At 66.2% G+C, this 18,153-nt stretch carries 16 protein-coding genes and 3 tRNA genes; 16 read left to right on the top strand and 3 right to left on the bottom strand.

Features of this window, described 5'->3' with window-relative positions; all coding sequences use genetic code 11:
- Positions 1 to 27 precede the first annotated feature (27 nt).
- The 8 genes from J2T47_RS16665 to J2T47_RS16630 all read left to right on the top strand — a co-directional run bounded on the left by J2T47_RS16665 (position 28) and on the right by J2T47_RS16630 (position 5,620).
- Entirely contained in the window at positions 28 to 696 is a 669-nt protein-coding gene (locus tag J2T47_RS16665; RefSeq protein ID WP_253448935.1) for an SPOR domain-containing protein, read from the top strand.
- A 104-nt stretch (positions 697 to 800) separates the two neighbouring features.
- Entirely contained in the window at positions 801 to 1,343 is a 543-nt protein-coding gene (locus J2T47_RS16660; RefSeq protein WP_192401520.1) for a CvpA family protein, read from the top strand.
- A 106-nt stretch (positions 1,344 to 1,449) separates the two neighbouring features.
- Positions 1,450 to 2,955: an amidophosphoribosyltransferase gene (purF, locus tag J2T47_RS16655; RefSeq protein WP_253448932.1), complete on the top strand. Its 1,506-nt coding sequence runs from the start codon at positions 1,450 to 1,452 to the stop codon at positions 2,953 to 2,955.
- 11 nt (positions 2,956 to 2,966) lie between these two features.
- Entirely contained in the window at positions 2,967 to 4,178 is a 1,212-nt protein-coding gene (locus tag J2T47_RS16650) for an O-succinylhomoserine sulfhydrylase (RefSeq protein WP_253448929.1), read from the top strand.
- Positions 4,179 to 4,180: 2 nt separating this feature from the next.
- Complete coding sequence (locus J2T47_RS16645) at positions 4,181 to 4,942, top strand: SDR family oxidoreductase (RefSeq protein ID WP_253448926.1); 762 nt, start codon at positions 4,181 to 4,183, stop codon at positions 4,940 to 4,942.
- Positions 4,943 to 5,278: 336 nt separating this feature from the next.
- Positions 5,279 to 5,354: transfer RNA gene (locus J2T47_RS16640), tRNA-Val, on the top strand.
- A gap of 16 nt (positions 5,355 to 5,370) precedes the next feature.
- A tRNA-Asp gene (locus J2T47_RS16635) sits at positions 5,371 to 5,447 on the top strand.
- Positions 5,448 to 5,543: 96 nt separating this feature from the next.
- Positions 5,544 to 5,620, top strand: a tRNA-Asp gene (locus J2T47_RS16630).
- Between the two features lie 249 nt (positions 5,621 to 5,869).
- On the opposite strand, the gene J2T47_RS16625 is transcribed toward J2T47_RS16630, so the two are convergent.
- Both J2T47_RS16625 and J2T47_RS16620 read right to left on the bottom strand, forming a co-directional pair.
- A complete protein-coding gene (locus J2T47_RS16625) occupies positions 5,870 to 6,907 on the bottom strand; it encodes an AraC family transcriptional regulator (RefSeq protein WP_253448923.1) in 1,038 nt (345 codons plus the stop codon).
- Complete coding sequence (locus J2T47_RS16620; RefSeq protein ID WP_253448920.1) at positions 6,904 to 8,022, bottom strand: carbon-nitrogen hydrolase family protein; 1,119 nt, start codon at positions 8,020 to 8,022, stop codon at positions 6,904 to 6,906. The genes J2T47_RS16625 and J2T47_RS16620 overlap by 4 nt, the downstream gene beginning before the upstream one ends.
- A gap of 216 nt (positions 8,023 to 8,238) precedes the next feature.
- Between J2T47_RS16620 and J2T47_RS16615 the strand changes: the two genes are divergently transcribed.
- The 3 genes from J2T47_RS16615 (at position 8,239) to J2T47_RS16605 (ending at position 12,958) form a co-directional block, all read left to right on the top strand.
- Positions 8,239 to 10,272, top strand: coding sequence for an FAD-dependent oxidoreductase (locus J2T47_RS16615; RefSeq protein ID WP_253448917.1), 2,034 nt, complete (start codon positions 8,239 to 8,241; stop codon positions 10,270 to 10,272).
- 270 nt (positions 10,273 to 10,542) lie between these two features.
- Complete coding sequence (locus J2T47_RS16610) at positions 10,543 to 12,003, top strand: chromosome partitioning protein ParA (RefSeq protein WP_253448914.1); 1,461 nt, start codon at positions 10,543 to 10,545, stop codon at positions 12,001 to 12,003.
- Between the two features lie 10 nt (positions 12,004 to 12,013).
- Positions 12,014 to 12,958, top strand: a complete 945-nt coding sequence (locus tag J2T47_RS16605; RefSeq protein ID WP_253448911.1) for a 1-aminocyclopropane-1-carboxylate deaminase/D-cysteine desulfhydrase — start codon at positions 12,014 to 12,016, stop codon at positions 12,956 to 12,958.
- Here the strand turns inward: J2T47_RS16605 and J2T47_RS16600 are convergent.
- Complete coding sequence (locus tag J2T47_RS16600) at positions 12,946 to 13,884, bottom strand: DUF1853 family protein (RefSeq protein WP_253448909.1); 939 nt, start codon at positions 13,882 to 13,884, stop codon at positions 12,946 to 12,948. The genes J2T47_RS16605 and J2T47_RS16600 overlap by 13 nt on opposite strands.
- A 112-nt stretch (positions 13,885 to 13,996) precedes the next feature.
- On the opposite strand from J2T47_RS16600, the gene J2T47_RS16595 reads away from it, so the two are divergent.
- From J2T47_RS16595 to J2T47_RS16575, 5 genes are all read left to right on the top strand, one after another.
- On the top strand, positions 13,997 to 14,884 hold the full coding sequence (locus J2T47_RS16595; RefSeq protein WP_253448906.1) for an NAD(+) kinase: 888 nt from the start codon (positions 13,997 to 13,999) through the stop codon (positions 14,882 to 14,884).
- Entirely contained in the window at positions 14,884 to 15,864 is a 981-nt protein-coding gene (locus tag J2T47_RS16590; protein ID WP_253448903.1) for a metallophosphoesterase, read from the top strand. The genes J2T47_RS16595 and J2T47_RS16590 overlap by 1 nt, the downstream gene beginning before the upstream one ends.
- Positions 15,861 to 16,727, top strand: coding sequence for a rhomboid family intramembrane serine protease (locus J2T47_RS16585; RefSeq protein ID WP_253448900.1), 867 nt, complete (start codon positions 15,861 to 15,863; stop codon positions 16,725 to 16,727). Before J2T47_RS16590 ends, J2T47_RS16585 begins: the two co-directional genes overlap by 4 nt.
- Positions 16,728 to 17,054: 327 nt before the next feature.
- Entirely contained in the window at positions 17,055 to 17,315 is a 261-nt protein-coding gene (locus J2T47_RS16580) for a YeaC family protein (RefSeq protein WP_253448897.1), read from the top strand.
- Positions 17,315 to 18,145: a DUF2797 domain-containing protein gene (locus J2T47_RS16575; RefSeq protein WP_253448894.1), complete on the top strand. Its 831-nt coding sequence runs from the start codon at positions 17,315 to 17,317 to the stop codon at positions 18,143 to 18,145. The genes J2T47_RS16580 and J2T47_RS16575 overlap by 1 nt, the downstream gene beginning before the upstream one ends.
- The last annotated feature ends 8 nt before the right edge of the window (positions 18,146 to 18,153 follow it).

Raw genomic sequence — 18,153 nt, 5'->3', positions numbered from 1 at the left:
AATAAGTGGACCTAAGGGGAGTTGTGCATGGCGTTGCTCGATAAGGGGCTCAAGCAGCGGGTAGTCGGAGCGCTGGTGCTGCTGGCACTCGCCGTGATCTTCCTGCCGATGCTGTTCTCCCGCGAGGATGATGTACGCCAGGTGGTGGTCGAGGCGCCGGTGATGCCCAAGCCGCCAGCGATGCCCGCGGTCGAAGTGCAACCCACCGAAGTTCCCGAGCCGCAGGTCGAAGACGCGGATAACGCCGTGCCGCCAGCCGAAGCAGCTCCGGCGCAGGCGCCTTCCGCGCCCATCGCCAGCCTGCCGACCCAGCAGGCCCAGCCGGCGCCGCCCAAGGCTCCGGCCCCGCAACCGGCCGCGCCCAAGCCTGCCGCGCCGGCTCAGCAGCCGGCTCAAGCCAGCGCTGCCCCCGCAGCTCCGGTGCAACAGCCGGCCCAGCGCCTGGACAGCAACAACCTGCCGGTGAGCTGGTCGGTGCAACTGGCCAGCCTGTCCAACCGTGCTCGCGCTGACGAGCTGCAGAAGTCCCTGCGCAGCCAGGGCTACAACGCCTACGTGCGCAGTTTCGACGGCATGAACCGCGTATTTGTCGGGCCGGTGGTCGAACGCGCCGAGGCGGACCGACTGCGCGACCAGCTCGGCAAGCAGCAGAAGCTCAACGGTTTCGTGGTGCGCTTCCAGCCTGAGCGGGGCTGAGCCCGTTCGTTAGATTCTTTCAATCGGCCCCAAGTCAAACTGGGGCTCTTCTAAATCGAAGGCCTCTGCTAAAATGCGGGGCCTTTCCGTTTCTGGGCCGCAACGTGGCATTTACCTGGGTCGATTGGACGATGATCGGCATCATCGTCATTTCCAGCCTGATCAGCTTGAGCCGTGGTTTCGTCAAGGAAGCCCTGTCGCTGGTCACCTGGATCGTAGCCGGTGCGGTCGCCTGGATGTTCGGCGGCGCCCTGGCCGAGCATCTCGCACCCTACATCCAGCTGCCCTCGGGGCGTGTCATCGCCGCCTGCGCGCTGCTTTTCGTCGTCACGCTGCTGCTGGGCGCACTCGTCAATTTCCTCATCAGCGAGCTGGTGCGGGTGACCGGCATGTCCGGCACCGACCGCGTGCTCGGCATGGTGTTCGGTGGCGCCCGTGGCGTGCTGCTGGTGGTTCTGCTGGTCGGTCTGCTGAGCCTTGCGCCGGTGCAACAGGACCCGTGGTGGCAGCAATCGGTACTGATGCCGCATTTCCTGATGGTCGCCGACTGGTCGAAGAACTTCATCCTGACTTTTGCCGGGCAGTGGATGTCCGGCGTGACCATCACTCCGCCATCCGGAGTAGGGTCCTTGCTGCCGACCCAGTGACGGGTGGGCGGAGGCGACGGGTAGCCGTCGCCGCTACGGCAGGTCCGGTGGATACTGCCGAATACGGAATTGTTTTAGCCTGAACACCAACTAGGGGTTGCGTCGCATGTGTGGCATCGTCGGTATCGTGGGCAAGTCGAACGTGAATCAGGCGCTCTATGACGCCCTCACTGTTCTCCAGCATCGTGGCCAGGACGCTGCGGGGATTGTCACCTGTCAGGACGACCGCCTGTACCTGCGCAAGGACAACGGCCTGGTCCGTGACGTCTTCCAGCAGCGTCACATGCAGCGTCTGGTCGGCAAGATCGGCATCGGCCATGTGCGTTACCCGACCGCGGGCAGCTCCAGCTCCGCCGAGGCGCAGCCGTTCTACGTCAACTCGCCCTACGGCATCACCCTGGCGCACAACGGCAACCTGACCAACGTCGAGCAGCTGGCCAAGGAAATCTACGAATCCGACCTGCGCCACGTAAACACCAATTCCGACTCGGAAGTGCTGCTCAACGTGTTCGCCCATGAGCTGGCGGTGCGCAACAAGCTGCAGCCCACCGAGGAAGATGTGTTCGCCGCCGTCGCCGGCGTGCATGCCCGCTGCGTGGGTGGCTACGCCGTGGTGGCGATGATCACCGGCTACGGCATCGTCGGTTTCCGCGATCCCCATGCGATCCGCCCGATCGTCTTCGGCCAGCGTCACACCGAGAACGGCGTGGAGTACATGATTGCCTCGGAAAGCGTGGCCCTGGACGTCCTCGGCTTTACCCTGATCCGCGACCTGGCTCCGGGCGAAGCGGTGTACATCACCGAAGACGGCAAGCTCTACACCCGCCAGTGCGCGGCCAACCCGCAGTACGCGCCGTGCATCTTCGAGCACGTCTACCTGGCCCGTCCGGACTCCATCATCGACGGCATCTCGGTCTACAAGGCGCGCCTGCGCATGGGCGAGAAGCTGGCCGACAAGATCCTCCGCGAGCGTCCGGACCACGACATCGATGTGGTCATCCCGATCCCGGACACCAGCCGCACCGCCGCGCTGGAGCTGGCCAACCGCCTGGGCGTGAAGTTCCGCGAAGGCTTCGTGAAGAACCGCTACATCGGCCGTACCTTCATCATGCCCGGCCAGGCCGCGCGGAAGAAATCGGTACGCCAGAAGCTCAACGCCATCGAGCTGGAATTCCGCGGCAAGAACGTGATGCTGGTGGACGACTCCATCGTTCGCGGCACCACCTGCAAGCAGATCATCCAGATGGCCCGCGAGGCCGGCGCGAAGAACGTCTACTTCTGCTCCGCCGCCCCGGCAGTGCGCTACCCCAACGTCTACGGCATCGACATGCCGAGCGCCCACGAACTGATCGCGCACAACCGCAGCACCGAGGAAGTCGGCGAGCTGATCGGCGCCGACTGGCTGGTGTATCAGGACCTGCAGGACCTGATCGAATCCACCGAGGGCGGCAAGATCAAGATCGACCGCTTCGACTGCGCCGTGTTCAACGGTGAGTACGTCACTGGTGACGTCGACGAAGCCTATCTGAACAAGATCGACCAGGCGCGCAACGACTCCACCAAGACCAAGGGTGCCGCGGTCAGCGCCATCATCGATCTCTATAACGACTAAGGAGAGCAGGCATGGCTCAGGATTGGGAAGCCGGCCGGCTGGACAGCGACCTGGAGGGTGTCGGTTTCGACACCCTCGCAGTGCGCGCCGGGCAACGCCGCACCCCGGAGGCGGAACACGGCGAAGGCCTGTTCACCACCTCCAGCTATGTGTTCCGCAGTGCTGCCGATGCGGCCGCGCGTTTCGCCGGTGAAGTGCCGGGCAACGTCTACTCGCGCTACACCAACCCCACGGTACGCACCTTCGAGGAGCGCATCGCTGCGCTGGAAGGCGCCGAGCAGGCGGTGGCCACGTCCACCGGCATGTCGGCCATCCTTTCCCTGGTGATGAGCCTGTGCAGCGCCGGCGATCACGTGCTGGTCTCGCGCAGCGTGTTCGGCTCGACCATCAGCCTGTTCGAGAAGTACTTCAAGCGCTTCGGCATCGAGGTGGACTACCCGCCGCTGAGCGACCTGAAAGCCTGGGAAGCGGCCTGCAAGCCGAACACCAGGCTGTTCTTCGTCGAATCGCCGTCCAACCCGCTGGCCGAGCTGGTCGATATCGCCGCGCTGGCCGAAATCGCTCATGCCAAGGGCGCGCTGCTGGCGGTGGATAACTGCTTCTGCACCCCGGCGCTGCAGCAGCCGCTGAAGCTGGGCGCGGACGTGGTGATCCACTCGGCGACCAAGTACATCGACGGCCAGGGCCGCACCATGGGCGGCGTGGTCGCCGGCCGCCGCGCGCAGATGGAGCCCGTCGTCGGCTTCCTGCGCACTGCCGGCCCGACGCTCAGCCCGTTCAACGCCTGGATCTTCATCAAGGGCCTGGAAACCCTGCGCGTGCGCATGCAGGCCCACAGCGCCTCGGCGCAAATGGTCGCCGAGTGGCTTGAGCAGCAGCCGGGCGTGGATCGCGTTTACTACGCAGGCCTGCCCAGTCACCCGCAGCACGAACTGGCCAAGCGTCAGCAGAAGGGCTTCGGCGCGGTGGTGAGCTTCGAGGTGAAGGGTGACAAGGCCGCAGCCTGGCGCTGCATCGATGCCACCCGGATGATATCCATCACCACCAACCTGGGCGACACCAAGACCACCATCGCCCACCCGGCCACGACCTCCCACGGTCGCCTGTCGCCGCTGGAGCGCGAGAACGCCGGTATCCGTGACAACCTGATCCGCGTTGCCGTGGGCCTGGAAGATGTCGATGACATCAAGGCCGATCTGGCGCGAGGCCTGGCGGCGCTGTGAGCATGATGGACGCCCTGGGCAACGGCCAGGTGGTGCTGGTCACCGGTGCAGCACACGGCATCGGCCTGGGCATTGCCGCCTGGCTGGTCGCCGAGGGCTGGCAGGTGGTGCTGGCGGACATCGACCGCGAGCGCGGCCCTAAAGTGGCGGCGGCGCTCGGTGAGCGTGCCAGCTTCATTGCGCTGGACGTGGCCAGTGAAGGGCAGGTGGCTGCGGCCGTGGCTGAGCTGATCGGCCAGTTCGGTCGCCTCGATGCGCTGGTCAGCAATGCAGCGATCGCCCGGCCGCACAACACGGCGCTGGAAAGCCTGGGCCTGAACGAGTGGAACCGCACCCTGGCGGTCAACCTCACGGGTCCGATGCTGCTGGCCAAGCACTGCGCGCCGTACCTGCGCGCGCACGGTGGTGCCATCGTCAATATCGCTTCCACCCGGGCGCACCAGTCAGAGCCGAATTCCGAGGCCTACGCGGCGAGCAAGGGCGGGCTGCTGTCGCTGACCCATGCCCTGGCCGGCAGCCTGGGCCCGGATATCCGCGTCAACGCGATTTCCCCTGGCTGGATCGATGCCCGCGACCTGCGCGAACGCGAGGCCGAGCCACTGACCGAGCTGGATCATGACCAGCATCTGGTCGGCCGTGTCGGCACGGTGGAGGACATCGCTTCGGCGGTGGCCTGGCTGATCGGCGATAGTGCCGGCTTCGTCACCGGCCAGGAGCTGGTGATTGACGGCGGCATGACGCGCAAGATGATCTACCTCGACTGATTGTCGGGTGTGGAAGAGGAGGGCGGCCCGAGGGTCGCCCTTTTTCTTTTCTGACTTCGGTGTCGGGCATAGCGTTCCCCTGTAGGAGCGGGCCATGCCCGCGATCGCGCGCATGGCGCGCTCCTACAGGTTGGCATCATGTATCGCCCCAAGAAGAAGAGCTTCGCGGATAAGCTCCACCCCTACGGAAGTAGAGTCTTCCTGAGGCTGGATTGCGCGTGGACTTGAGGCCACTGACGGCACACCGAACTTTTTTCGCGGGAAATGAAAAAAAATTCAATCAGGGCATTGACTTAGGCTCTGCCGGCTGTAGAATGCGCCCCACTTCGAGACGAAGGGTGATTAGCTCAGCTGGGAGAGCATCTGCCTTACAAGCAGAGGGTCGGCGGTTCGATCCCGTCATCACCCACCACTCTCGCAAGTTACGCGCAGCGGTAGTTCAGTCGGTTAGAATACCGGCCTGTCACGCCGGGGGTCGCGGGTTCGAGTCCCGTCCGCTGCGCCATTTTCCCCTCCTTGGTTCCTACCCCGAACCAGCTTGTCGAGTGATTCACTCCAGGCGCAAGGAGGTTGCTTTATCGGACGAAAGTCCAACCGACACGCAGCGGTAGTTCAGTCGGTTAGAATACCGGCCTGTCACGCCGGGGGTCGCGGGTTCGAGTCCCGTCCGCTGCGCCATATTCGAAAGCCCTCAGGTAGCAATACCTGAGGGTTTTTTCGTTTCCGTCCGAAAAAACCTGCCGCCATGTAAGACGCTGTCACAGGTCGTTCACCTTGGCCGTCTAGCTTTTTTCCCGTGGTCTTTGCTAAAACCGGATCGAACGGTCAGGAGAAAAGCCAATGGACGACTATCAGGAAGAACTGCTGGAGCTGCACGCCGTGGAACAGGATCTGCCGGAGCCGGCCGACGACGCCACGGAGATGTGATCAGGCGCTGTGGCGCTGGGCGCGGCGGAATTCCCCCGGCGTCTGCCCGCTCCAGCGCTTGAAGGCGCGCTGGAAGGCCTCGGCGGAGGCAAAGCCGAGCAGGTAGGCGATCTCGCCGAAGGCCAGGTCGGTGTCGCGGATGTAGATCATCGCCAGGTCGCGGCGGGTGTCGTTGAGGATGCTGCGGAACTGCGTGCCTTCCTCGGCCAGCTTGCGGCGTAGCGTCCAGGTCGGCAGCTTGAGCCGGGCGGCGACTTCCTCCAGGTCCGGTTCGCGACCGTTGAGCATCGGGCCCAGCAACTGGGCAACGCGTTCGCGCAGGCTGCGTGTGCGGGTCAGCTGCTCCAGTTCCTTTTCACAGATATCCAGCAATTGCCGCCAGGTGCTCGGGCAGTGGTCCGGGTTGGCGCGTGCCAGTGTTGCCTGGTCCAGACGTAGCTGGTTGTGTTCGGCGCCGAACTCCACCGGGCAGCCAAGCATTTCCTCGAAGCGCGACGCCCAGGCAGGTGCCGGGTATTCGATCGCGACCTTCTCCGGGCGCAGCGGCTGCGCGCCGATGCTGCCGAGCATGCTCACCCAGCCGGCCAGCACCGAATCCACCACGAAGCGGTTGTAGGCGTTGTACGGGCTGATGGAGTAGAAGCGCAGCCAGGCGCCGCCGGCGTCCTCGATGAAGCTGCTCTGGCCACGGTAGTTCTGCGCGTAGAGCGGCTCGAAGCGGATCAGCGCACGGGCGGCGGCGCGCAGGTTGGGTGCCTGGGCCGCGGTGACGCCGGCCAGGCCGCTCTGGCTCGGTCGGCTCAGCTGGCCCATGCGCAGGCCGAGGGCGGGGTCGCCGCTCTGCTGGATGGCCGCGTGGCCCAGGCGCATGTAGCGGGGGATCGACAGGCGCGCGCCGGGCTCGCTCAGGCGTGCCGCGTCCAGTCCGTATTGTTGCAGCAGGGATTGCGGGGCGACGCCGCTCTCCGCCAACGCATCGGCGAGGCTGTGGACAAAACCCACCGAAAGGTCGCCGAGGCGCATGGTCGGGCGGTTCATAGCCAGATATTGATGAGACGCGCGCCGGGGCCGTCGGGCGCCAGGGTGTGGCTGTCGCCATTCACCACCAGGCTGCGACCGTCGCTGCCCAGGTCCCAGAGATGGCCACGGAAGAACACGGTGATGCCGGCGTGGGCGCCACTTTCGCCGAGACGGCCGGCCAGCGCCAGGCGCTCCCAAGCTTCGCCTTCGGAGAGTTCGCCGGGCTTGAGGGTCACGTCGTCCGGCGTCGCGCCGCCGTTGTAGCCCTTCCACGGCTTGCTCCAGCTGCCGTTGCCGGTGAGGAAGGCGGGCACTGCAATGATGTCGGGCTTGTTCACAGCCAGCGCGCGGTAGCTCGCCGGGTACCAGCTATCGGCGCAGACCAGCACGCCCAGGCGCCCGGCCGGGGTCTGCAGGACCTGCAGGTCGTCGGCGTCGCCGCCGCGGGTGAAGCCTTTCTCGTCGTCGATAGGGAACAGCTTGCGTTGCGGCTTGCCCAGCGGCTGGCCGTCGCTGCCAAAGACCTGGCTGACGTTATAGAGGCGGCCGTTGCCGGTGCGGATCTGTCCTTCGACGATGCGCGGGTTGGGCAGCACGATGGAGCCGGCGACGATGGTCACGCCGAACTCCTTCGCCAGCGAGCCGAACAGCGTCTGGTAGTCGTGGGCCATGTCCACCGCCTTCATGCGGAACAGCGCATCGGCCATGCGGTCCTCACCCTTGGCGCCAAGCCAGCCGCGCGCCAGTTTCAGCGGATTGCTGGCGGCCATCCATTCCATGGCCTCGGCGATGTGCTCGGTCTGGTAGACCTCGGGCTTCTCGCCGGCGGCCACCAGCCAGGTGCCGATGTGCTCGGGGAACACCACCACGGTGCGCGGGTTGATCAGCCCTTCGTCGCGGGCCTTGGCCAGGTAGGCGTGGAACTTCAGGCGCAGGCGCTCGACGCTCTGGTAGTCCTGGGTGAACAGCTCCGGTTGCACGCCCAGCAGGTTGCCGCGCTCGGACGGCTGGCCCTGGTTGAGCGCGACCTCGCTGCGCAGGTCGGACAGGTAGTGGCCCACCGGGCGGCGCTCTGCCCAGCCGGCATAGCCGGCGAAAAGGATGACCAGGACGAGGAAGATCAGCTTGCGCATAGAGGACGGGTACTCATGGGATGCACCACAGGGTAGGGGTTGGGCTGGGCCTTGCCAAGACGGGGTGTCATCTTTGGTCAGTAACTTGTCATTTTCGATCATTGAGCGGCGAGGGTGCGCTCCTTAGAGTCTGCCCCATACCGACCGCGCCCCATGCCCCGCCGTTCCGCGACCGCAGGCTGAGGGCGCGGCATCATCGTGAATGCCGGAGGAACCATGACCGCCACTTACCCGCACCTGCTCGCACCGCTTGACCTGGGCTTTACCACCCTGCGCAACCGCACCCTGATGGGCTCCATGCACACCGGCCTGGAAGAGAAGCCCCAGGGCTTCGAGCGCATGGCGGCCTATTTCGCCGAGCGTGCCCGTGGCGGCGTCGGCCTGATGGTCACCGGCGGCATCGGCCCGAACGAGGAGGGCGGCGTCTACTCCGGCGCGGCCAAGCTGAGCACTGCCGAAGAAGCCGAGAAGCACAAGATCGTCACCCAGGCGGTGCATGAAGCGGGCGGCAAGATCTGCATGCAGATCCTCCACGCCGGCCGTTACGCCTACAGCCCCAAGTCGGTCGCGCCCAGTGCCATCCAGGCGCCGATCAACCCGTTCAAACCGCGCGAGCTGGATGAAGAAGGCATCGAGAAGCAGATCGCCGACTTCGTCAATTGCTCCAGCCTGGCCCAGGTGGCCGGCTACGACGGCGTCGAGATCATGGGTTCGGAAGGCTACTTCATCAACCAGTTCCTGGTCGCCCACACCAACCACCGTACCGACCGCTGGGGCGGCAGCTACGAGAACCGCATGCGCCTTCCGGTGGAAATCGTCCGCCGCGTGCGTGAGGCCGTAGGCCCGAACTTCATCATCATCTATCGCCTGTCGATGCTCGACCTGGTGGAAGGCGGCAGCACCTGGGACGAGATCGTCCTGCTGGCCAAGGCCATCGAAAAGGCCGGCGCGACCATCATCAACACCGGCATCGGCTGGCACGAAGCGCGTATCCCGACCATCGCCACCAAGGTGCCGCGCGCGGCCTTCACCAAGGTCACCGCCAAGCTCAAGGGCGAAGTCAGCATCCCGCTGTGCACCACCAACCGCATCAACACTCCGGAAATCGCCGAGCAGGTGCTGGCCGAAGGCGACGCCGACATGGTCTCCATGGCCCGTCCGTTCCTCGCCGACCCGGATTTCGTCAACAAGGCTGCCGAAGGCCGCGCCGACGAGATCAATACCTGCATCGGCTGCAACCAGGCCTGCCTGGACCACACCTTCGGCGGCAAGCTGACCAGCTGCCTGGTGAACCCGCGTGCCTGCCACGAAACCGAGCTGAACTACATCCCGACCACCCACGTGAAGAAGATCGCCGTGGTCGGCGCCGGCCCGGCCGGACTGTCCGCCGCTACCGTGGCGGCCGAGCGTGGCCACGAAGTGACCCTATTCGACGCCGCCGGTGAGATCGGCGGCCAGTTCAACGTCGCCAAGCGCGTACCGGGCAAGGAAGAGTTCTACGAGACCCTGCGGTACTTCAAGCGCAAGCTGGAAACCACCGGCGTGAACCTGCAGCTGAATTCCCGCGTCAGCGTTGACGACCTGCTCAAGGGCGGCTTCGACGAGGTCATCCTGGCCACCGGCATCGTGCCGCGCACCCCGGCCATTCCGGGCATCGAGAATGCCAAGGTGATCAGCTACCTGGACGCCATCCTCGAGCGCAAGCCGGTCGGCAACAGTGCAGCGGTGATCGGTGCCGGCGGCATTGGCTTCGACGTTTCCGAGTTCATCACCCATGCCGGCGAATCCACCAGCCTGGACCGCCATGCCTTCTGGCAGGAGTGGGGCATCGACGAGAACCTGGATGCCCGTGGCGGCATCGCCGGCATCCAGGCGCATCCGCACGCCGCGGCGCGCCAGGTGTTCCTGTTGCAGCGCAAGAAGTCCAAGGTCGGTGACGGCCTGGGCAAGACCACTGGCTGGATCCACCGCACGGGCCTGAAGAACAAGCAGGTGCAGATGCTCAACAGCGTCGAGTACCTCAAGGTCGATAACGATGGCCTGCACATCAGCATCGCCGGCGGCGAGCCGCAGGTGCTGCCGGTGGACACCGTGGTCGTCTGCGCCGGCCAGGACCCGCTGCGCGAACTGCACGACGGCCTGGTCGCTGCCGGCCAGAGCGTGCACCTGATCGGCGGCGCCGACGTGGCCGCCGAGCTGGATGCCAAGCGCGCCATCAACCAGGGGTCGCGCCTGGCCGCTGAAATCTGATTCGGCTGAGATAAGGATCACAAAACCGGGCCCGGAAAAGTTCCCTTCCGGGCCCGGAAACCCTTTCAAAAATCCAACCGCGTCACAGAATTCTCCAGCCGGTTAACCGCCCGGCCCGACCGCCGGGGCGGGTGCCAACCGAGTCACATTGCCTGCGACATTAATTCCCCTAGACTTGGCCGAATGTCGGGATTTTCCCGCGTCTGGGTGCTGCATTTCTGACAGACCCTTTTTTCAGACTTCCTCCCGCACCAGCCCAGAGGTCAATCGATGAGCATGCAGAAGAAGCCTCAAATGGTGGAAGCCGTGGTCTTCTTCAACGACCGTGGCGTCTGCAGGGAAATGCTCTACCCGGAATTCGAGGCACTGCTCGACAACGTCGTGCAGATGCCGGAATACGCCGATCAGCAGATGCAGCTCGCCTATGTGCTGATCAACCCGCGCCTGCTGGTCAAGGCGGTGGTGTTCTTCTACCTGGACTTCGACGAGAAGGGCGAAGCCGACAAGGGCTGGAACCTGCCGCTGCGCAACCTGGCCGACCGTGCCGGTCGTGGCCCCGATATGGGCGCCGGGCCCATCCGTCTGGCCTGCCGCAGTCAGTGCCCGGTGTCCTGGCACCAGATGCACCTGTGGGACCCGGCCCTCGACACCGCCCAGAACCATCTGGTGCAACTGCGTGAAGCGATCAAGCGCAACAACCTGGGCATGCTGGTGGACGAGGAGCCGGCCGCCGTGGAACTCGCGCGCCTGCAGATGGCCGACGAGCACCAGTGGTATGCACCCGCCGAGGAGTCCCGCGAGGAGGCCGAAAAGCTCGCCCGTGCGATGCTCGAAGAGCACCAGCAGAAGACCGCCGCACTGCTCGGCCAGCATGAAACCCGCCTGTCGCAGATCAGCCAGCAGCATGAGCAGGAGCTCAGCCGCCTGAAGCTTGGCGCGCAGGAGCAGGTCAAGGTGCTGCAGGCTGAGCTCGCCGCGCTGCGCGAAGGCCTGAAGCGCGAGGAAGAGATCAATGCCGGCCTGCGCCGCGAGCTGGATGGCCAGGCCAATGGCTTCCAGCGCGGACGTGAGGAGCTGACCGCACAGTTGCGCCATATCGAAGAAAGCGGCCGCGACGAGCTGGAGCAGCTGCGTCAGCAGATCGAGGAAGAATCCCGTGTCCGCCTGGCCAGCCTGGAAGCTCGTTACAAGGAGCAGATTTCCGTCCGCGACGTCGAACTGGGCTACCGCAACGAGCTGGACCAGCAGTTGAAGCAGGAGAATCAGCAACTGCGCCAGGAAGCCGAGCAATTGCGCGAGGAAACCGCCCAGCTGCGCGAGCTTGCCGGGCAACTGCAGCAGGGCGCCGAAGGTCTGCGCCTGGAGCTGGATGCGCTGGCGGCCAGGGCGGCGGATGGTTCGGTGCTGGAGCGCCTGGCCGGCATGGGGGTGATCTTCGTGGTGTACCATCCCGGCGCCGGTCATCTGACCCTGTCGCTGCAGGATGTCGCCCGTTACCAGGAAAACCCCATGGCTTACGCCGCGGCCAAGTGCTTCGTCGCCGAAGACCAGTACCGCAGCTGGCTCGCCCATTACCAGCAACCCGCCTGCGAAGGACGCCTGTCCAACGGCGAACGCTGCGCCATGCCCATTGATCGCGTGGAAACCCCCGGCCGCTTCGTCGAAGGCGACAGTAACTGCTGCTCCCGGCACAAGACCGCCGGCCGACTGCGCAGCGTCACCACCGGCTGACCGGGGCGCCGTGCGGTTCCCCGACTGGCGCCCCGAAGCCCCCCTGCAACGCGTCGATCTGGATTGGCTCGACCATGCCGGCGTCGAGCTGGCGTTGTTGCGCCTGGACCAGGTGGATGCGCTGGTCTCCGGCAACAAATGGTTCAAGCTCGCGCCTTACCTGAAGCAGGCCGCCGACCTCGGCCTGAGCGGCGTGATGACCCTCGGCGGAGCGCACTCTAATCACCTGCACGCGGTTGCGGCGGCCGGCGCGCGGTTTGGTTTCGAGACCGTCGGATTGCTGCGTGGAGACGTGCAGGACAATCCCACGGTGACCGATCTGCGTCAGCTCGGCATGCAGCTCCACTGGCTCGGCTACGGTGGTTATCGCCGGCGTCACGACGCCGATTTCTGGTCGCCCTGGCGCCAGCGATATCCCCAGTTGCTGGCGGTCGGCGAAGGCGGTGGCGGGCTGGCCGCTGCGCAGGGCTGCTCACCCTTGATTGCGCAGGTTCGCGGGCAACTGGGTGCTCTCGGCTGGGATGACTATCAGCAGCTCTGGGTGGCCTGCGGCACTGGCACGACCCTGGCCGGCCTGGTACTCGGCGAGGGTGGAGCGCATCCGGTGGTTGGCGCCATGGCACTGCCGCCGGGATACGGTATCGAAACACAGGTGCCTGAACTGTTGAGAGAGGGTGGCGCAGGCGATGCCGGCTACCGCCTGCTCGACGCCAGCCGCGGCGGCTTCGCGCGGATCGACGCGACGCTGGCGCGCTTCATCCTGGCGACCGAAGCCGAGTGCGGCGTGCCACTGGAGCCGCTGTACACCGGGAAGTTGCTGCTGGCGTTGCACGATGAGGTCGCGGCGGGGCGCATCGCGAGCGGTGCGCGAATCATTGCGATCCACAGCGGCGGCCTGCAGGGGCGGCGAGCGCTGGACGAGCGATTGAAGGCCCTGGCCGCTCAGCGCGAGTAACCGCTGTGCACCCGCGGCCAGCGGTCACCCACCAGGAACAGGCGCTCCTGCTCCCGCCAGCGCCCTTCGTGGAACTCCATGCGCGCCAGCATCTGCGGGAAACCGTCTTCCGGCAGTTCTGCCAGCCAGGTGGCGAAGCGCTCCGTGCCCCAGCTTTCATCCTCGGCGGCTGGGGCTAGCCAACCCTTGCGCGACAGCGCCTGCCAGTCGTCCGGCTGTTGTGCCTGGTAGGCCGGCCAGGCGCGCCGGTGCAGCCAGCGGCCGCGCCGGTGGTTGCCGCTGGCCCCCGCGGGCGGCGGGCAGGGCGTGGGCCAGGAGTAGAACAGGTAGCCGCCGAGCCAGAGGCCCGGCCGCGGCTGGGCGTCGCTGTGCTCGCGGACCACGGCCAGCCCCTGCGCGGTGGAAGAGAGCGGCAGCTGGTGCTGGTAGAAGTGCCCGATCTTGCGCAGCAGATGGTCTTCGGCGCCCGGCCCGAGCCAGGAGTCGGGGCCGTCGTCGCTGGGGCCGAGGTAGAGCTTGATGGCCAGCTCCAGGTGATGCAGGCCGTCGTCGTCCTTCAGCAGCAGGTCCAGTTCGCCCAGGGTCTGGCCGTTGTCGCGCACCGGCAGGTTGGCCGCGAGCAGGCGCACGTCCGGTGCGCGCTCCAGGGCGTATTGCCAGAGGCGTTCGTAGTAGCGGCCCAGGCGCTGGTGCGGCGCGGACTCGAGCTGCGCCAGCAGTTCGCCCGGCGCGCGTTCCTGGGCGCGCAGCCAGTCGGCCAGCCGCGCGGGCTGCGAGTACCAGCGACTGGCGCTCAGCGGGTGGCGCAGCGCCGGGCTGCCGGGGTGCAGCAGGGGCGGGGAGAGCAGCGTCCAGGCGAGGTCGCGGACCTGCGGCTGGCGCAGCTCGATCAGCAGCTCGTCAAGCAGGGCGGTGAAGTCGGTCATACCCCAAGCCTAGCCGCTACCGGCTCAGTCCGGCCACGCTGCGGTTTGCCGCTGCTTCGGCGTTTCGCCCATAATTCCGTTATTCGAGTAGCGCAACGCCGTCCGGAGTCCCATGGAACCCTTTCGCAATATCGGCATCATCGGCCGCCTGGGCAGCACCCAGGTTCTGGAAACCATCCGTCGGCTGAAGAAGTTCCTCACCGAGCGCCACCTGCACGTGATCCTCGAGGACACCATTGCCGAGGTCCTGCCGGGCCACGGCCTGCAGACCTGTTCGCGAAAGATCATGGGCGAGATCTGCGACCTGGTGATAGTGGTCGGCGGCGACGGCAGCATGCTCGGCGCTGCGCGCGCCCTGGCGCGGCACAAGGTGCCGGTGCTGGGGATCAACCGCGGCAGCCTGGGCTTCCTCACCGATATCCGCCCTGACGAACTGGAAACCAAGGTCGCCGAAGTGCTCGGCGGCCAGTACATCGTCGAGAGCCGCTTCCTGCTCGACGCGCTGGTGCGTCGCCACGGCGAATCCATCGGCCAGGGCGACGCGCTGAACGACGTGGTGCTGCATCCCGGCAAGTCCACGCGGATGATCGAGTTCGAGCTGTACATCGACGGCCAGTTCGTCTGCAGCCAGAAGGCCGACGGCCTGATCGTCGCCACCCCGACCGGCTCCACCGCCTACGCGCTGTCCGCTGGCGGGCCGATCATGCATCCCAAGCTGGATGCCATCGTGGTGGTGCCGATGTACCCGCACATGCTCTCCAGCCGGCCCATCGTGGTGGACGGCAACAGCGAGCTGAAGATCGTCGTCTCGCCGAACATGCAGATCTACCCGCAGATTTCCTGCGATGGGCAGAACCACTTCACCTGCGCGCCGGGCGATACCGTCACGGTGAGCAAGAAGCCGCAGAAGCTGCGCCTGATCCACCCCATCGACCACAACTACTACGAGGTCTGTCGGACCAAGCTGGGCTGGGGCAGCCGCCTCGGGAGCAGCGAGTGATGGAACTCGACCCCGCACGCGGCTACGACCTGATCGGCGATATCCACGGCTGCGCGCACACCCTCGACCACCTGCTGGAGCGCCTCGGCTACCGGCAGCAGGGCGGCGTGTGGCGACATGCGCGGCGCCAGGCGCTGTTCCTCGGCGACCTCATCGACCGTGGCCCGCGCATCCGCGAGGCGCTGCACCGGGTGCACGACATGGTCGCCGCCGGCGAGGCGCTGTGCATCATGGGCAACCACGAATTCAACGCCCTCGGCTGGTCCACCCCCGCTGCGCCCGGCAGCGGCCGCCAGTACGTGCGCGAGCATACGCCGCGCCACACCCGGCTGATCCGCGAGACGCTGGAGCAGTTCGAAGGCCACCCGGCGGACTGGCGCGACTTCCTCGGCTGGTTCCAGGAGATGCCGCTGTTCCTCGATGCCGGGCGTTTCCGCATGGTCCACGCCTGCTGGGACCATGACGTGATCGACGCGCTGCGCCAGCAGTTCCCCGATGGGCGCATCGACGAAGCCTTCCTCATGGCCACCGCCGAGCCGGGAAGCTTTGCCCAGCAGGCCTGCGACCGCCTGTTGCGCGGCACCGACATGCGCCTGCCCAACGGCCTGACGCTGACCGGCAGCGACGGTTTCACCCGCGCGTTCTTCCGTACCAAGTTCTGGGAAGAGGACCGCGCGCCGGAGACCTACGGCGACATCGTGTTCCAGCCCGACGCGCTGCCCGACGAAGTGGCCAGCGAGCGCCTGAGCGAGGAGCAGAAGTCGCGCCTGCTGACCTACGGCGCCGACGAGCCGCTGCTGTTCGTCGGGCACTACTGGCGACGCGGCACCCCGGCGCCGATCCGCCCGAACCTCGCCTGCCTGGACTACAGCGCGGTGATGTACGGCAAGCTCGCGGCCTACCGGCTGGACGAGGAGACGCGGCTGGACCGCAACAAGTTCGTTTGGGTGGATGTGAAGCGTCCGGAGGGCGATGAGTGAGCGCAATTGAAGCGATGCGGCTGCCGGCGGCGGTCGACCTGGGGCAGTTCGTCACCCTGCTGCAGCGGCTGAACGTGCCGTTCCGGGTCAGCGAGGAATCCGGCGAGCAGGTGCTCTGGGTGCCCAACGCGCAACTGGCGGAGCAGGTTCGAACGCTCTATGAGCGTTATCCGCAAGGCGATCCGCAGTTCGCTGTGCCGGCCGAGACTCAGCGCCGCGGACCGGGTTTCGTCCAGCAACTGAAGATGAGCCGCATGACGGCCGCGGTGCTGCTGGTAACTTTCGTGGTGGCGGCCATCACCCTGCTGGGCACCTCCCCGGAGACGCTGCGCTGGTTCACCTTCCAGAATTTCCAGATGGTCGGGGAGGATCGCGCGCTGTTCTATCCGCTGTCCGATTCGCTGGCGCAGGGGCAGTGGTGGCGCCTGTTCACGCCCATGCTGATCCACTTCGGCTGGCTGCACCTGGCGATGAACGCCATGTGGTACTGGGAACTGGGCCGGCGCATCGAATATCGCCAGGGCGCCTGGATGCTGCTGGGGCTGAGCCTGGGCTTCGGCCTGGTGTCGAACCTGGTGCAGTACGGCTTCAGCGGGCCGAGTCTGTTCGGCGGCCTGTCCGGTGTGCTTTACGGCCTGCTCGGCCACTGCTGGATCTTCCAGCGCATGGCGCCGACACCGGCTTATCACCTGCCCAGGGGCGTGGTGGCGATGATGCTGATCTGGCTGCTGGTGTGCCTGTCCGGGGTGATCGACCTGCTCGGCTTCGGCTCCATCGCCAACGGCGCCCACGTCGGCGGGCTGGTGGCGGGTTGCCTGAGTGGCCTGGTCGGCGGGTTGCTGGCGCGGCGCCGCGCGGTCTGACGCGCTCATACGTGAAGTCCTGCGCAGGGGCTGCCCCCTCTCCCTAACCCTCTCCCTGAAGGGAGAGGGGACCATTCGGTGCAGGATGAAACTATGGCGTCAGCTGGCACGATCGGCTCCCTCTCCCTTTAGGGAGAGGGCGGGGGAGAGGGAAAGTCCAGGCACGGACCTTCAGAGGAAGACTGTTGCCCCCTGCCGAGGCCAACAAGCGCCCGCGTGTCCAGCATGGACAGGATGACCTGCGCAACCGATTGACCGGCGTTCGTGCGCGCAAGGCGTTCGCCCGGTAGAATGCCGGCTTCGTTTTTCCCCTGCAGGAGCCGGCCCATGTCGTCCTTCGCCGAAATGATCGAGAACATCACCCCCGAAATCTACGAGAGCCTCAAGCTGGCCGTGGAAATCGGCAAATGGCCTGATGGCCGCAAGCTTTCCCAGGAGCAGAAGGAGCTGTCGCTGCAGGCCATGATCGCCTGGGAGATCGACAACCTGCCCGAGGACCAGCGCACCGGCTACATGGGCCCGCAGGCCTGCGAATCCCACGCCGAGCCGATCCCGAACATCCTCTTCTCCTCCAATTCGCTGCACTGATGGTCGAGATTGGACGTGGCGCCCTGGACAAGATGTCGGCGCGCCTGGAAAGCCCCGTGCAGTACGCCTTCCGCCTGGGCGATGCGCAGATCCCGGTCAACCCGCTGATCGGCAAGACCGTGCGCCTGGAGTACCTGGGCGCGATCAACTGCTGCCACTGCGGGCGCAAGACCAAGAAGAGCTTCGCCCAGGGCTACTGCTACCCGTGCTTCACCAAGCTGGCGCAATGCGACAGCTGCATCATGAGCCCGGAGAAGTGCCACTACGAGGATGGCTCCTGCCGTGAGCCGGAGTGGGGCGAGCGCTTCTGCATGACCGACCACGTGGTCTACCTGGCCAACTCGTCGGGCGCCAAGGTGGGCATCACCCGCGCCACCCAGGTGCCGACCCGCTGGATCGACCAGGGTGCGCGCCAGGCGCTGCCGATCATGCGCGTGGCGACCCGCCAGCAGTCCGGCTTCGTCGAAGACCTGCTGCGCAGCCAGGTCACCGACCGCACCAACTGGCGCGCCTTGCTCAAGGGCGAGGCCGAGCCGCTGGACCTGGTGGCCATCCGCGAGCAGATCTTCGACGCCTGCGCCGAGGGCATCGTCGCCCTGCAGCAGCGCTTCGGCCTGCAGGCGATACAGCCGGTGATCGACATGGAGCCCATCGAGATCCGCTACCCGGTGGAGGCCTACCTGGCCAAGATCACCAGCTTCGATCTGGACAAGACGCCGGTGGTCGAGGGTACCCTGCAGGGTATCAAGGGCCAGTACCTGATCTTCGATACCGGCGTGATCAACGTGCGCAAGTTCACCGCGTACCAGTTGGCCATCAGCGCTGCCTGATCGCACCT

It is taken from the genome of Pseudomonas nitroreducens (assembly GCF_024170165.1).
Taxonomy (GTDB): domain Bacteria; phylum Pseudomonadota; class Gammaproteobacteria; order Pseudomonadales; family Pseudomonadaceae; genus Pseudomonas; species Pseudomonas nitroreducens_C.
Note: the sequence above shows the minus strand (reverse complement) of the source record. Positions and strands in the feature narration are given on the sequence as shown.

Coding starts and splice junctions, on each gene's coding strand:
- J2T47_RS16610 (WP_253448914.1), top strand. CDS start 10,543: ATGAGCATGCAGAAGAAGCCTCAAATGGTGGAAGCCGTGGTCTTCTTC.
- J2T47_RS16645 (WP_253448926.1), top strand. CDS start 4,181: ATGATGGACGCCCTGGGCAACGGCCAGGTGGTGCTGGTCACCGGTGCA.
- J2T47_RS16580 (WP_253448897.1), top strand. CDS start 17,055: ATGTCGTCCTTCGCCGAAATGATCGAGAACATCACCCCCGAAATCTAC.
- J2T47_RS16650 (WP_253448929.1), top strand. CDS start 2,967: ATGGCTCAGGATTGGGAAGCCGGCCGGCTGGACAGCGACCTGGAGGGT.
- purF (WP_253448932.1), top strand. CDS start 1,450: ATGTGTGGCATCGTCGGTATCGTGGGCAAGTCGAACGTGAATCAGGCG.
- J2T47_RS16590 (WP_253448903.1), top strand. CDS start 14,884: ATGGAACTCGACCCCGCACGCGGCTACGACCTGATCGGCGATATCCAC.
- J2T47_RS16665 (WP_253448935.1), top strand. CDS start 28: ATGGCGTTGCTCGATAAGGGGCTCAAGCAGCGGGTAGTCGGAGCGCTG.
- J2T47_RS16575 (WP_253448894.1), top strand. CDS start 17,315: ATGGTCGAGATTGGACGTGGCGCCCTGGACAAGATGTCGGCGCGCCTG.
- J2T47_RS16625 (WP_253448923.1), bottom strand. CDS start 6,907: ATGAACCGCCCGACCATGCGCCTCGGCGACCTTTCGGTGGGTTTTGTC.
- J2T47_RS16620 (WP_253448920.1), bottom strand. CDS start 8,022: ATGCGCAAGCTGATCTTCCTCGTCCTGGTCATCCTTTTCGCCGGCTAT.
- J2T47_RS16615 (WP_253448917.1), top strand. CDS start 8,239: ATGACCGCCACTTACCCGCACCTGCTCGCACCGCTTGACCTGGGCTTT.
- J2T47_RS16600 (WP_253448909.1), bottom strand. CDS start 13,884: ATGACCGACTTCACCGCCCTGCTTGACGAGCTGCTGATCGAGCTGCGC.
- J2T47_RS16595 (WP_253448906.1), top strand. CDS start 13,997: ATGGAACCCTTTCGCAATATCGGCATCATCGGCCGCCTGGGCAGCACC.